Annotated in this window: 16 protein-coding genes, 1 tRNA gene and 1 pseudogene; 8 read left to right on the forward strand and 10 right to left on the reverse strand. The window is 60.1% G+C overall.

What is annotated here, in order from left to right:
* The first annotated feature begins 17 nt into the window (after positions 1-17).
* Together NMQ11_RS02690 and NMQ11_RS20275 are read left to right on the forward strand one after the other, a co-directional pair.
* Positions 18-320: a HalOD1 output domain-containing protein gene (locus NMQ11_RS02690; RefSeq protein WP_255169850.1), complete on the forward strand. Its 303-nt coding sequence runs from the start codon at positions 18-20 to the stop codon at positions 318-320.
* Positions 321-462: 142 nt separating this feature from the next.
* Positions 463-555, forward strand: a complete 93-nt coding sequence (locus NMQ11_RS20275) for a hypothetical protein (RefSeq protein WP_486651784.1) — start codon at positions 463-465, stop codon at positions 553-555.
* Between the two features lie 974 nt (positions 556-1,529).
* On the opposite strand, the gene NMQ11_RS02695 is transcribed toward NMQ11_RS20275, so the two are convergent.
* On the reverse strand, positions 1,530-1,967 hold the full coding sequence (locus NMQ11_RS02695; RefSeq protein WP_255169851.1) for a type IV pilin domain-containing protein: 438 nt from the start codon (positions 1,965-1,967) through the stop codon (positions 1,530-1,532).
* A gap of 23 nt (positions 1,968-1,990) precedes the next feature.
* Positions 1,991-2,419, reverse strand: coding sequence for a type IV pilin domain-containing protein (locus NMQ11_RS02700; protein ID WP_255169852.1), 429 nt, complete (start codon positions 2,417-2,419; stop codon positions 1,991-1,993).
* Positions 2,420-2,766: 347 nt separating this feature from the next.
* On the opposite strand from NMQ11_RS02700, the pseudogene NMQ11_RS02705 reads away from it, so the two are divergent.
* Positions 2,767-3,594: pseudogene (locus tag NMQ11_RS02705) on the forward strand (hypothetical protein).
* A 142-nt stretch (positions 3,595-3,736) separates the two neighbouring features.
* Here NMQ11_RS02705 and NMQ11_RS02710 read toward each other — a convergent pair.
* Entirely contained in the window at positions 3,737-4,456 is a 720-nt protein-coding gene (locus NMQ11_RS02710; RefSeq protein WP_255169853.1) for a DUF2270 domain-containing protein, read from the reverse strand.
* A gap of 367 nt (positions 4,457-4,823) precedes the next feature.
* Here NMQ11_RS02710 and NMQ11_RS20280 point away from each other — a divergent pair, with 367 nt between their 5' ends.
* Both NMQ11_RS20280 and NMQ11_RS02715 read left to right on the forward strand, forming a co-directional pair.
* Entirely contained in the window at positions 4,824-4,931 is a 108-nt protein-coding gene (locus NMQ11_RS20280; protein ID WP_486651783.1) for a hypothetical protein, read from the forward strand.
* A gap of 404 nt (positions 4,932-5,335) precedes the next feature.
* Positions 5,336-5,542 (forward strand): HalOD1 output domain-containing protein, encoded by a 207-nt coding sequence (locus NMQ11_RS02715; RefSeq protein WP_255169854.1) that lies wholly within the window; start codon positions 5,336-5,338, stop codon positions 5,540-5,542.
* A 235-nt stretch (positions 5,543-5,777) separates the two neighbouring features.
* On the opposite strand, the gene NMQ11_RS02720 is transcribed toward NMQ11_RS02715, so the two are convergent.
* Positions 5,778-5,987, reverse strand: a complete 210-nt coding sequence (locus tag NMQ11_RS02720; protein WP_255169855.1) for a hypothetical protein — start codon at positions 5,985-5,987, stop codon at positions 5,778-5,780.
* Between the two features lie 144 nt (positions 5,988-6,131).
* Here NMQ11_RS02720 and NMQ11_RS02725 point away from each other — a divergent pair, with 144 nt between their 5' ends.
* Positions 6,132-6,803 carry a bacterio-opsin activator domain-containing protein gene (locus NMQ11_RS02725; protein ID WP_255169856.1) on the forward strand — a complete coding sequence of 224 codons (672 nt, stop codon included), beginning with the start codon at positions 6,132-6,134 and terminating at the stop codon, positions 6,801-6,803.
* Positions 6,804-6,988: 185 nt separating this feature from the next.
* On the opposite strand, the gene NMQ11_RS02730 is transcribed toward NMQ11_RS02725, so the two are convergent.
* The 4 genes from NMQ11_RS02730 to NMQ11_RS02745 all read right to left on the reverse strand — a co-directional run bounded on the left by NMQ11_RS02730 (position 6,989) and on the right by NMQ11_RS02745 (position 9,164).
* Positions 6,989-7,339, reverse strand: a complete 351-nt coding sequence (locus NMQ11_RS02730) for a site-specific integrase (protein ID WP_255169857.1) — start codon at positions 7,337-7,339, stop codon at positions 6,989-6,991.
* The gene (locus NMQ11_RS02735; protein WP_255169858.1) at positions 7,336-7,473 is read right to left on the reverse strand and encodes a hypothetical protein; all 138 of its coding nucleotides are present in this window, start codon (positions 7,471-7,473) and stop codon (positions 7,336-7,338) included. The genes NMQ11_RS02730 and NMQ11_RS02735 overlap by 4 nt, the downstream gene beginning before the upstream one ends.
* A gap of 576 nt (positions 7,474-8,049) precedes the next feature.
* Positions 8,050-8,224: transfer RNA gene (locus tag NMQ11_RS02740), tRNA-Trp, on the reverse strand.
* Between the two features lie 40 nt (positions 8,225-8,264).
* Positions 8,265-9,164 (reverse strand): DUF5794 domain-containing protein, encoded by a 900-nt coding sequence (locus NMQ11_RS02745; protein ID WP_255169859.1) that lies wholly within the window; start codon positions 9,162-9,164, stop codon positions 8,265-8,267.
* Positions 9,165-9,625: 461 nt separating this feature from the next.
* On the opposite strand from NMQ11_RS02745, the gene guaB reads away from it, so the two are divergent.
* Positions 9,626-11,128 (forward strand): IMP dehydrogenase, encoded by a 1,503-nt coding sequence (gene guaB, locus NMQ11_RS02750; RefSeq protein ID WP_255169860.1) that lies wholly within the window; start codon positions 9,626-9,628, stop codon positions 11,126-11,128.
* A 75-nt stretch (positions 11,129-11,203) separates the two neighbouring features.
* The gene (locus NMQ11_RS02755; RefSeq protein ID WP_255169861.1) at positions 11,204-11,587 is read left to right on the forward strand and encodes a PaaI family thioesterase; all 384 of its coding nucleotides are present in this window, start codon (positions 11,204-11,206) and stop codon (positions 11,585-11,587) included.
* 9 nt (positions 11,588-11,596) lie between these two features.
* Here NMQ11_RS02755 and NMQ11_RS02760 read toward each other — a convergent pair whose 3' ends face one another.
* Both NMQ11_RS02760 and paaE read right to left on the reverse strand, forming a co-directional pair.
* Positions 11,597-12,085 carry a hypothetical protein gene (locus NMQ11_RS02760; RefSeq protein WP_255169862.1) on the reverse strand — a complete coding sequence of 163 codons (489 nt, stop codon included), beginning with the start codon at positions 12,083-12,085 and terminating at the stop codon, positions 11,597-11,599.
* A gap of 40 nt (positions 12,086-12,125) precedes the next feature.
* Entirely contained in the window at positions 12,126-12,296 is a 171-nt protein-coding gene (gene paaE, locus NMQ11_RS02765; protein ID WP_255169863.1) for a 1,2-phenylacetyl-CoA epoxidase subunit PaaE, read from the reverse strand.
* Between the last annotated feature and the right edge of the window lies 1 nt (position 12,297).

Genomic DNA, 12,297 nt, shown 5'->3' on the forward strand with positions numbered 1-12,297 from the left:
CAGGGGGGTCCGCACCAATGACCAACACGAGATCATCCGTTTCACAGACGGCCGGTACGCAGTACGCGGTACAGTACGACCGACTCGACGACGAACCGCTCAGCGTCGCGATCGCCGACGCGGTCGCGGCGTTCGACGGAACCGACGTCACCGAACTCGAGCCGCTACATTACGCGATCAACGCCGACGCGCTCGAGCGGCTGTTCGAACCGCGCGCGGACGGGCTCCGGGCGAACGGCTCGGTCACGTTCGAGTACAGCGAGTACCTGATTACCGTCACGGCGGCCGGCGAGATCACCGTCGAGGCCGTCGACCAGTAACGGCCGTCCCCGTTTTTCGGCCCGCCGTCGGATGTGCGAGTGACATATAAAGACATTATATTGTTGGTACCCTTCGTACGGAACGGTTATATACTACCGCTCGATACCATGTGTCACTATGTCAGACGATACCACTCGAACGATGAAATCGGTCAGCCACACCCCACCAGCCGGCGACTCCGTCACGAACGTCTGGGCTCGAGGACGTCAACCGGAACCGTCGGACGACGACTGACGGGCGACTCCACCCCCCGTGTCAACGATCCTATTGATATTTAGTCATCGAATCTGAACTGTCTCCCGGGAGGGGGCCAGACACCCAACCACTGCATCCAACCGTCATCGCCCGCTCCCTTGTGCTACCGTCCGGGTCGAACCATAGCACTCGACTCCGGTAGGCTTCTTTCGGTCGCTGCGTGCCGCTCGAGTCCGCTGACGTCGACGCTCTCGTTTCGAAGTCGTCTCCGTCCTCTCATTGCGGTCGGAGGGATTCGAACCACGCTCGCAGGGAAGCTGCTCCCTGGTTCAAATCCTCCTCGTTCATTTTCAGGTCGGGAGGTGATTTTACGTCGGCTGAGTGGATAGTCGGACACGGCTCTCACTGTGGGGAGCCGCGGTCCGCGGGGGCGAGAGTTCCACGGCTGGCACCCGCACTGGACCGTCGGCGTTGCAGGCTGTTTTGCCCATGCTGGTATGAACGAGCGCTGTCGCAGCACGGTGTGAGTGAACGTACTGTCGGCGGTGACAGACTTGCGTTCGAGACAGTCACGGCTGGCAATAGCGGCGAGCATACCCCGAGCAGTCGTGGTGAAAGAGTCGCCGCAGCTGTGCGTCGCCGAGCGGGGCTTTATAGCCCGAATGGGTGTTGTGAATCATGCTTCCGTACCGTGTTTACGGGAGCGTTTCGCGGGTCGGTGGTACCAGTACCGGCCTACGATTTCAGGAACTCGAGAGCGTCAGGCTCCCTGGTATCCGTCGCCACACTGTAGAAACCCCTGTCGCGTATACGATTCCATCGTTCGTAGCTCTACAGACACCTGTATGGGTCAAGAGTGACCGTTCCGCAGTGACGATCACCGCGATGTGGGAACCAGTGACCAATGGGACGACCGCGGGTTTCGTGGATGACGCAGGGTGACGAGCGCATCCTCGAGACCCTGGCCTATGCCGTTCTTAACCATCCCGCAAGCAAATATAAATTGGATACAGTTATGCTGTGCTCAGGTCGTGATCCAGTTCGAATGACTGGATGATCGTTGACTCACCATCATAGACACCTATGATATCGATTTGGTGACCGGCATCACAATCAGTGGCGCCCTCACCTACTGTACCACTATCACCGACTCCAGGATCTGATGCAGCATCTAAGCCGCTCAGTGTCGCATCACAGTCAGTAGACGCGACTTCAACTGCATCAAGCCGCTGGGCACTCGAAACTTGAATGTGGACATCATCTCCATCATCCACCCCCTGAGAGACGCTGAAACTTGCCTGGGGTGGCTGACTCGTTGATCCAATATCTAACACGAACGCTGCAATCACAGCCGCCAGAATCACGGTGATGGCGACCATGAGTATTACTCCGATAACGGGACTCACAGCCCGTTCTTCCTCGTTGCCGATCAGCTTCTTTGCGAAATTCATTGTTTTAAGTACACTTTTTTGTTTTAAAGGTCGTGGTCAAGATCAAATGATTGGATAATCGTCGACTCTCCATCGTAAACACCGATAATATCTATCTCGTCGCCTTCCGTACAGCTGCCGCTTAGCTGTTCATTATCACCAACACCTGGGTCTTCTCCAACATCTAAATCCGTGCCCGAGAAACCAGGATCGCTACAATCAGTAGATGCAACTTCAACTCCGTCAAGTCGCTCAGCACTCGAAATTTGAACGTGAACGGGGTCACCGTCATCAGTGCCCTGAGACACACTAAAACTTGCCTGAGGTGGTTGACTCGTCGTTCCGATATCCATCACGAACGCTGCGATCACAGCCGCCAGAATCACAGTAATGGCGACCATGAGAATTACTCCGATAACGGGACTCACAGCCCGTTCCTCCTTGTTGCCGATCAGCTTCGTTGCGAAGTTCATTGTTGTCTGTTGTTCTTGCGCCGTGCGAATGATGAGAATCCTTATCAGGGTCCTCGATGAACCCCGAACCGACGGGAGGGGGGATGTGCACCCAGTCCCACACCGTCGCTTCTCGAGTCGTCCGCTGGCGTTACCCCTTCCAGTGAAACCACCGGTAATAAACACACCAGTTAGTACTGAAATTTTGAGATCCTACTTACATTAAACGTTTTCAGACGTGATAATCAGTTACCAGTAGAAATCGCACAAGGTGTTCTTGGATAGTTCATACCCGTAGAATATCGGCGATTTGCTGCCATCGGCAATTTTCACCGAAGGATTATACCCTCGAGTGTCAACCCACACCCATGCCCGAAAACGCGGTGGTCCTCGACGAGCGCGACCTCGCGCGCACCTACAACGGCAGCCTATGCGGACCCGTGGACGGCCGTCCTCGCCTACCAGGCGGTGATGAAATACGCGAGCGAACACCCGGAGAAGGGCTCGAGTGCGATCTCCTCTGCACTCGAGATTCCCCGCGGTCGCGTTCGGGGGTGGCTCGAGGGCTGAAGCCCGACCCGGCGAACGCGATCGACGCCCGCGAGCTGGGCTGGCTCGACGCGACGTCCCTCGACCCGGAATTTGTCGCACTGAACACGCTCGTTGCAAACGTCTTTTCCGGCGGACCGATCGACACGGAGCGGTTCCAACCGATGTTTTCGCTGAACCACCGCCAGCACCGCTCGCACGTGATCGACGCACTCGAGGCGACCGGGCTCGAGTACGAGTATTACAACGAGGACACCGACGACCGCGCGACCGAAGTCCGGCCGACGATTCACGGCACCGTTCTGGGCCGAACGCTCGCCGTCCTGGGCGCACCGATCGGTCCGAAGGCCGACCTCGACGACCTCACGTTACCGTGGTATCTCGACGACGCGCCGTACGAAACCCGCGAGATGTTCGCGCTCGCGTACCTGGCGAACCGGGCGGTTCATCACCGAGAGAAGGACACCCTGACGGTTCGGGAGGTACGCTCGAAGGCATATCGTGACGAACTGGCCGCGTTTCTCGAGGACGTCGCGAAAGAGCCCGTCACTTCCGGCGAGCAGTCCATCACGGTTTCCGCTGATGCAGCTCGCTCGCTTGGAGTAAAACCGCGGTACGAAGGTGAGCGCGTGGCGTCTCGAGAGTAATCACTCATTCCGTACAGACTCCGTTGTTTACATTCACAGAGTGTGATCGGTTGTAGCAGTTCTGCTGAATACACAGCGCGAATGTGACACGAGGGTCAGCCCGATTTGCGAAGGTAGTGATCGTTCAATACAGAGAACGGATTTATCGGTCTGTCTCTTTCCAGTCGTCCGGGTCCCCTTCACGGAATTCACCCTTGGCATGGCGCTCGCGGGGCCAGAAGGCGACGCCCAGCAGCACGACGTAGAACACACCCACAACGGCAGCCACCGCAATCCCGGGGATACGGGCGATTCCAGCGGTTGTCAGCCAGTCTTGGCGCGGCGCGAACGCTGTAATCCTGAAGACCCACGCGAGCAATAGGACACCGAGCAGCGCAAGGTACACACGCCGGAGCCGGTTTACGAGTGCTTCGTATAATGAAACTTTCAGCGTCGGCCTGCGATAGTCCTGGCTCAGTTCCACTCGCCAGTCGTGGCTTTCAGTGCCCTGGGACGGATCGAGGGCGTTTGCGAACAGGTTCTCTTGGATGACTCGAGCACGAGAGCGAAAGACATCGTAGTCCCGGTACCGCCGTGCTTCTATGCCCAGAAAGATGGTGACGACAACGATCCCGATCAGCAAGATATAATGTGGGTTATCGGTACTCGAAAACGCCCACGTCAAGATTGCTGCCATCAGCGTCACCGCCCACGTCGTCGTCTCGTCGAGGCGCTGGCGCCACGTCCCCACTCGGTCTATCTCTCCGCGATAGGCGTGGGCCATCACCGAACCGAGTCCCGTACTGTCGTCAACCATTTCGCGGCCGATCTCCCGTTGGTCTGGTGCTGTTGGGTCGAACTCGTCGCTACTCGAGTCGGTCATAGAGGAGAGACATCTCCTCGCTCCATAAGCAGGTATGGTGACAGCGTAATCTGGGTGTCATGTGCTGGCGAACATCGAACAGTACGCACGCACAATGATCGGCTGATTCAACGTAATCAGACCGAAACAAACGAAAGTGACCGTGCTAAATAGATGCTCTGTATGTAGCAGGCGGCTTCTGTCAATTCTCAAGGGTGTCAACAGACCTAATTTCTAGGTTTCACCTTCTGGCGCGTCGGGTTTATTACGCGATTCCGGAACGTCTCGCCTGGGTTTCACACCTATGGCAACATTGTGGAATTTCGGAAGACCGAACAGTAGCAGTACCGGAGAGGACGAAATCGACCTGATCGGCGTTTTCGCGTCGATGATTCTGCCCATTACGGGGTCGCTGATGTTCGAGGTGTTCAGCCTCGAGATCAACGTCTTCGGAGGGTACAACCTGACCGACGCGATCTGGACAGTCGGCGAATAGCCATCACAGACATATTTTAGCGTCAGTCGCTGACGGTACCGTTCATCTTAATATTGGACTTGCTGTGCTCCAGACTACCGGGGCGCTATGGCGTATGTGCGGAATCCTGCACACCACCATCGCACGTACCATTTGGACCTGTCAGAGGCACGCTCCCCCGGTACTACCCCAACCCCATCCGATCGTCGGCTGTTCTAACAGTCGTTGGTAGTACGGTTTCTTTATTCAGAGTTCGGTGTGAAACTCGCGGTCAGTCCAGGCGAGGCTGAGTAGATCAGAGTCATTCACTCACTATCTCACACCAAGTATAACCGCCTACGGGGCGTCTATGGATTGTGATAGATCATAACACAAGCTCGGAGTCAGTCCAGAGCCAATACGATTGGTCAAATGTAGCACCAAGCATGGTCATCATCGATGCTCTTGCTTCTCTGGAAGACGTGAAACCAGTCGATCTTCCGTCAGTACTGGACGACCCACTGTATGATTTTATCGATCCAGAAGCACTTGATGTGCTTGTTACTGATAAGGGGGCGATTTCTATTTCCTTCACCATTGCCGATTACGATATTCAAATTGACGGAGACGAGTTGCGAATCCACTACAAGTGAGGTATCTGGTGAAACCCTGCAGTAAGTTTGCATCTGCACGTAACGATTCGACCGATCCAGTTTCAAGCCCATGTCTGAATAAAAAATCGTGGGCTTTGTTGAAAGCCTCAAACGGTGACCGGTTTTTGGAATCGTGCTGAATAGAGAGCGCGAATGTAGCACAGACTGAGGAGCGATCAACACGGAAGGTCGAACGCTCAGTACAGGTGGACGGCGTAACGAATCGGGTACGTCCTTATCCATCCGGTCGTTCTTCTTTCCACTTCTCGTCAAATTGTGGCCCCTTTTTCACGAGGTCGCTGTTCCTGTCCCAGATTATCACTCCTTGGTCTTTGAGTTCTAACAGCGGGATGTGGCGCAACCGAAGACGGAGTTTCGCCACGTCTTCGTCGGCAGAAGGTGGGTCATTACCGGACGTGTCTGTGGGTTGGGTGCTCTCAACCATCGACTGTCTGAGGCGGCGAACACGGATTAACCCCCAGCATTTTCACTGAATTCCTGTGTTTGATTAATTGAGAGACAGCATAGATCGTACACTCACCGCTTCCTCTATCAGAATTCCCATATGAGTGGGAGTCCATCTGTCGCTATGGCGACGATCGTCGAGTTTAGTATCCCGGTTGAGGAATTCGCGCTCACCGAGACCCTCGAGCGTCTGCCGGAGATGGTGTTCCGGATCGACCGTGTTGTCGCACACGATACGGATCATCTGATGCCGTTCGTCTGGGCCTCACGGGGCGATTTTGATGTCTTGACGAGGGTACTCGAAGACGACTCGACCGTCACGAGTATCGATCACCTCACGACGATCAACGAGGAGCGTCTCTACCGGATGGAATGGACCGACAAGGCCCACATTCTGGGGTATATGGTGATCGAACACGGGGCGACCGTCCAGCGGGCGACGGCACACGACGACCAATGGGATTTGCGTGTCCTGTTCCCCGAACAGAGCGAGATTTCGGCAACAGCCCAGTACGCCAGGGATAATGGCTACCGGCTTGATGTGACGCGCGTCTATGATGTCAGTAATATCCAAAAAGTGTGGTTCGATCTGACTGAAGATCAGCATGAAGCGCTTGTTGCGGCGGTTGAACACGGGTACTTCAACATCCCTCGTGATATCGCCCAAGAAGACCTCTCCGAACACCTCGGTATTTCTCATCAAGCGACGTCAGAGCGGCTTCGGCGAGCGTTCAAGGGACTCGCCGAGAACGTTGTTCACTCAACCGCCGATGAGTACGCGTCCGGTGAGAAGTGAACTCGCGTGAGTCGTCTGTACACTGTCTCACGTTGTTCTCAGATGCGCAGTTTGCAGGTTCTCTTTCGGGTATCTCAGCGTTGGAAGAGTGAGATAACGCCAACCGTTGTTCTGTACTCATCCTCTGTATTTAGCAGGTGATTCCTCTCAGTCACAGAGGGTTTCAACAAGGCCAAATCGTGCTATTATCTACTGCTAATATTCGTTTCGACGATGAAGGCTGAATTAGAGCCAGTCGACTTTCTCCGCTTCTCGAGCCTGCACACGCTCCGAACGCTTCCCAGGTAGTGGCGTTGAAACGTCTCGTAATCGTCCCACCCGCCCCACTGCATCAGCACTGACGGGAGCACTTCGGCCTCGAGCGCCAGGTGCCCCCATGTCCGGCGGAGATCGTGCGGCCCAACGTACAGCCACCGATCGTCGGTATCGTCCTCAGCGAGTTCCGCAGCTGCACTCCCGACCCACCGCCGAACCGTCCGCGGTGTGCCCTCGAGGACGCGATCGCCGTCACCGGGCGTGGGCGTGGACTGACTCACGCCGACTCACCACCCGAGACGACCTCGAGCGCCCGACGATCCTCCTCGTCGTCGGCCTGCGTTGCCGGGTGGGCGATGGGCGTCCGACTCGGAACGTGGTACAGCTGACTCGCGCGGACGAACTCGCGCGTCATCGGTCCACCTCCCGGTCAATTTCAGGTCGTAGGAGCCTCCGTTTCCCTACCCATTCTTCCGGCAAGGAGTTACCGTAAGCGACGGATTGATTCGTGTGAGCACCGTTCGCACGTATCGTCCCGGAGTAGGTCTCCGTCGCAAAGACTACCCCCGGGACACTCTTTCCACGAACCGACGAAGTAAAACGGCCGGTAATGACCGTAACGCGACTACTCATCGGTCCGCCTCACCCCCATCGGTGAGCATGGGCGTAGCCCGATACGTCCCCGTCCGCCGCAATCGTCGCGGACAGTCCCGCCAGTGACCGGCTTCGGAAATGCCGTCGGTCAGTCGCGTGCAGCGACTGTTGCAGATCGAACAGCGGAACTCCCGCGACGTCCTGGGACGTGGGCGCGAGCGGATGCGCCGCTCGAGTTTGGTGAGGTCGACCCTCTCGTTTCGAGGAGTCGTCTCCGTACTAATACGGGATAATTGCAGTCGGAAGGGATTTGAACCAGGGAGCAGCTTCGCTGCGACCGTGCTTCAATCCTCCTCGTTCAGTACTCACCGCTCACGAGATCGTTCGCGGTGAGGAATGGGGTCGGAGGGATTTGAACCCCCGATCGACTGATATCTCCGGTGCGCCTCGGAACTCCAGAGGGTCATCACACGGACACTGATCAGGTGCCCGATCAGTATATCAGTCTGGAGTGTCGTCCCGGGCGCGGTGCCTCTGGAGTCAGTCGCCATGCCTGGCTTGGCCACGACCCCTCGTCACTCCGTTGGTCGATCCCGCCTAAAGTGGTTTCGATTACAGCCAGGGTGCGCGTCCCTCGGTCGTCGTCGTGTCGTCGCCTGGGTACGCATCGTCACCGTGCCCGGAGTCGGCGTCCCCCTCGAGTGGCTCCTCGAGGTCGTCGAAGTCGTCGTGGCCGCCGTCGGTGAGCGTCCCGTCGCTCGCGCCGGCTTCGTTCGCGGTCGGCCCGGTGGCGCTCGGATCGAACGCGAACAGCGCGGCGACGACGAGCACGGCGAGGGGCGCCTGCCCGAACGCCATCCCCATGATCGACAGCGGGAGGATCCCGAGGGCGACGGCGCTGCCGAAGCGGAACCGGTCGAGGTCCATGTACTCGCGCAGGTACGGCCCGCCGAGGGCGACGCCGAGGGCGAAGGCGACGCCAACCACCGCGGCGAGGGTCGCGTTCGCGACCAGCGCCGGGTCGTCCATCACGACGAACTCCGCGCCGGAGGGGTCGAGGCTGGCGATCAGGCCGAGTCCGATGATGATGCCCGGACTCGGCAGGTACTCACCGACGGTCGCGCTAGCGGTTTTCGCCGCGATGGCGAGGATCACCAGTGCAGCGAAGCGCTCGAAGATGACGGTGTCGATGACGCTGCCGATCGCGGGCGCGAGCGCGGCCTGTAGCGCCGCAAACGCGATCAGCGGGAGTCCGACGAGGAGGACGACGCCGACCTGCTGGCGCGGCGTTCCCTGCATCTCCGCGAGGATGACCGCGAGGGTCGCACTCCCGCCGAAGATCAGGATGCCGACCTGGATCGCGCTCATCGGATCGGCGAGTCCGCCGGCGAGGATCAGCGCGACGAAGATGCCGTCGATGAGCGGCAGCCCCATGACGAGCGCCAGCAGCTTCGTGTCGCCGCCGACCAGCCGCTCGAGGCGGAGGGCAATCGGGTGTTGTGACGTGCTCATCGATTACGGTCGATGGCCGTGACCCGTGGCCGAGGGGTGATGAGAGTCGCGGTCGCGGACGGTCTGGCGGGTAGCGAGCCAGTCCATCGGCCGTCGAATCCCTCGTGCTGTGAGTGGCACTGTAAAGCCGAGTTTCCCGAGTACAAACGCGGCGACGGAGTCGAAGCTCGTCCGGCCAGCGGTACGGGTTTCGGCAGTACTCACAGCGTACATACTCCATCGGAGTACCGCGCGAGCAATAAACGTTGTGTGGGATACGGGCGCATGGGCCGAAAGATCGTCGGTGAACGGGCGAATTTGGTGAGAATCGTACGGAATATTTGGGTAGACGATGTCGTGTTATGGACTCCCACGACCCGGACGATAGATACTGACGGTTCGCGTCGAACGGACGGGTGAGCCGCGCTCTCGAGCGAGAGCCGTCTCGCAACGCTTTTGGGCCGCGGTTCCGGACAGTTTACATGGCGAACGACGTTTCCGAGCACGAGCGCTATTCTGCGAAGTTACAGGTTCCGGAGGCACTGACGTTCGACGACGTGCTTCTCCGCCCCAAAGAGAGCCGAGTCGAGCCGGACGAGGCGGATCTGACCTCGGGGGTATCCCGATCCGTCGAGGTCTCGGTTCCGATCCTCTCGGCGGCGATGGACACCGTCACCGAGAGCGAGATGGCGATCGCGATGGCTCGCCACGGCGGCATGGGGGTCATTCACCGAAACCTGAACATCGACCAGATGGTCGAGGAGATCTCGCGGGTGAAACGCGCCGACGAGCTCATCATCCCGTTCGACGACGTCGTCACGGCCGACCCCGAGATGTCGGTGACGGAGGTCGACGAGATGATGGTCCGCGAGGGTGTCGGCGGCGCCCCCGTCGTCAACACCAACGGCGAGGTGCTGGGGATCATCTCGAGTACGGACATTCGCCCGCACCTCGAGGTGGGCGAGGACGACCCCGTCACCGAGGCGATGACCGACGAAGTCATCACCGCACCCGAGGACGTCAACGCCCGCGAGGCGTTCGATCTGATGTACGAGCACAAGATCGAGCGCGTTCCCGTGGTCGACGACGAGAACCTGCTCGTCGGGCTCGTGACGATGCAGGGGATCCTCCAGCGCCGGGAGTACAAACACGCCGCACGCGACGAGCGCGGTCAGCTCCGCTGTGGCGTCGCCGTCGGCCCCTTCGAGACCGACCGAGCGGTCGCCGCCGACGAGGCCGGCGCGGACGTGCTCTTCATCGACTGCGCCCACGCCCACAACCTGAACGTCATCGACGGCGCTCGAGAGATCAAAGACAGCGTCGAGGCGGACGTCGTCGTCGGCAACGTCGGCACCCGGGAGGCGGCCGAGGACCTGGTCGACTTCGCCGACGGGATCAAGGTCGGAATCGGCCCCGGCTCGATCTGTACGACCCGGGTCGTTAGCGGGGCGGGGATGCCCCAGATCACGGCCGTCGCCCAGGTCGCGGACGTCGCCCGCGCCCACGACATTCCCGTGATCGCCGACGGCGGCGTCCGCTACTCCGGCGACGCGATCAAAGCGATCGCCGCCGGCGCGGACGCGGTGATGCTCGGCTCGTACTTCGCCGGCACCGACGAGGCGCCCGGCCGGGTCGTGACGATGAACGGCAAGCGGTACAAACAGTACCGCGGCATGGGCTCCGTCGGCGCGATGAAGTCCGGCGACGGCGACCGCTACCTCAAGGACGACCCCGAGGACGACGAGGAGTACGTTCCAGAGGGCGTCGAGGCGGCGACCCCCTACAAGGGGACGCTGCAGTCCGAACTCCACCAGCTCGCCGGCGGCATGCAGTCGGGCATGGGTTACGTCGGCGCGGAGACGATCCCCGAGTTCAAGGAGCGAAGCGAGTTCGTCCGCGTCTCCTCCGCGGGTCAGGCCGAGGGACACGCCCACGACGTCGTCATCACCGACGAGGCACCGAACTACTCGCCCGCCGGCGAGTGAGCGGTCGTCTCTGCTCACCGTCGAACCGCGCGCCGTTCCGCACCGATTAAGGTCGTGTGCGGTGCAGACGACCGCATGGACATCGAATCCTTTTTCGAGGAGATGCCGTTCGCCGACCTGCTCGGCGTCGAGATCACCGAGGCCGACGACGGTCACGCCGAGGGGCGCCTCGAGATGCGCGAGGAACTCTCCTGGAACGCCGACCGGGTGATGGCCCACGGCGGCGTCACGTTCACGCTCGCGGACACCGTCGGCGGCGCGGCGCTCGTCTCGCTGGTCGACCAGCCGGTGCCGACGATCGACATGCGGATCGATTACCTCTCGGCGGGCACCGGCGACCTGTCCGCCGAGGCCGACGTGGTGCGCGCCGGCGGCGACGTCGGCGTCGTCGACGTCGACGTGTACGCCGAGGACGATACGCTCATCGCGAACGCTCGAGGCGTCTACAAAACGGGATAACCGACCGGTTCACTCGGCCGACTGCGAGTCGTTTGCGTCGTCGGCCTCCTCGGCCTCCGGCAGGTCGTCGTCGGGCGCTGTCCCCTCTCCCTCAGGGGCTTCGACCTCGATGTCGTCGTCGAAAATGCGGATGCGGACGTACTGCGTGTCGCGGGTGATCGACGCCTGCTCGACGAGGTCGTCTCCGTGGTCGCCCCCGAACCGGGTGACCCGGAGCTGCTGGTCGATGCCGTCGAGGTGGGGCGCGCTCACCCGCTCGTTCGGGACGACGGTGTACGCCCCGTCGTACGTCTCCCGCTGGGCTTCGGGGTCGTACGCCTCGAGGTGAACGTTGTAGTGGTTGTCGCCCTCGTTGGTGAGTTCGACGGGAACCGGGGTGGCGAGTCCGCGCCCGCTGAACGGGTTCTGGAAGAGACTCTCGGAGTCGTCGTCCAGACAGCCCGCGAGGCCGGCGGCGCCGAGCGTGCCGACGGCGCCGAGTAGTGTACGACGGTTCACGTTCGACCGTCGGGGCCGAACGACCGTAGGCGTTACCGTTTCACTCGAACTTCTCGAAGGGCTGTTGACACTCGTGACAGAAGTGCATCGAGCGACAGAGCGACGGCCCCTTCGGGTGCTCGCGCTCGGTCTCCGTCGAGCCGCAGTACGGACACTCGGCGCCGCTGTCCTCGCCGGACGTGTCGACGCTGGGATCGAGGTTTCGTCGCATG

Source organism: Natrononativus amylolyticus, from assembly GCF_024362525.1.
GTDB lineage: Archaea > Halobacteriota > Halobacteria > Halobacteriales > Natrialbaceae > Natrononativus > Natrononativus amylolyticus.

Bases quoted from the DNA above. Each gene is read 5' to 3' on its own strand.
- NMQ11_RS02720 (WP_255169855.1), bottom strand. From the start codon at position 5,987: ATGGTTGAGAGCACCCAACCCACAGACACGTCCGGTAATGACCCACCT.
- NMQ11_RS20275 (WP_486651784.1), top strand. From the start codon at position 463: ATGAAATCGGTCAGCCACACCCCACCAGCCGGCGACTCCGTCACGAAC.
- NMQ11_RS02690 (WP_255169850.1), top strand. From the start codon at position 18: ATGACCAACACGAGATCATCCGTTTCACAGACGGCCGGTACGCAGTAC.
- NMQ11_RS02735 (WP_255169858.1), bottom strand. From the start codon at position 7,473: ATGACGCGCGAGTTCGTCCGCGCGAGTCAGCTGTACCACGTTCCGAGT.
- NMQ11_RS02715 (WP_255169854.1), top strand. From the start codon at position 5,336: ATGGTCATCATCGATGCTCTTGCTTCTCTGGAAGACGTGAAACCAGTC.
- NMQ11_RS02700 (WP_255169852.1), bottom strand. From the start codon at position 2,419: ATGAACTTCGCAACGAAGCTGATCGGCAACAAGGAGGAACGGGCTGTG.
- NMQ11_RS02755 (WP_255169861.1), top strand. From the start codon at position 11,204: ATGGACATCGAATCCTTTTTCGAGGAGATGCCGTTCGCCGACCTGCTC.
- NMQ11_RS02710 (WP_255169853.1), bottom strand. From the start codon at position 4,456: ATGACCGACTCGAGTAGCGACGAGTTCGACCCAACAGCACCAGACCAA.
- NMQ11_RS02725 (WP_255169856.1), top strand. From the start codon at position 6,132: ATGGCGACGATCGTCGAGTTTAGTATCCCGGTTGAGGAATTCGCGCTC.
- NMQ11_RS20280 (WP_486651783.1), top strand. From the start codon at position 4,824: ATGATTCTGCCCATTACGGGGTCGCTGATGTTCGAGGTGTTCAGCCTC.
- paaE (WP_255169863.1), bottom strand. From the start codon at position 12,296: ATGCGACGAAACCTCGATCCCAGCGTCGACACGTCCGGCGAGGACAGC.
- NMQ11_RS02745 (WP_255169859.1), bottom strand. From the start codon at position 9,164: ATGAGCACGTCACAACACCCGATTGCCCTCCGCCTCGAGCGGCTGGTC.
- guaB (WP_255169860.1), top strand. From the start codon at position 9,626: ATGGCGAACGACGTTTCCGAGCACGAGCGCTATTCTGCGAAGTTACAG.
- NMQ11_RS02695 (WP_255169851.1), bottom strand. From the start codon at position 1,967: ATGAATTTCGCAAAGAAGCTGATCGGCAACGAGGAAGAACGGGCTGTG.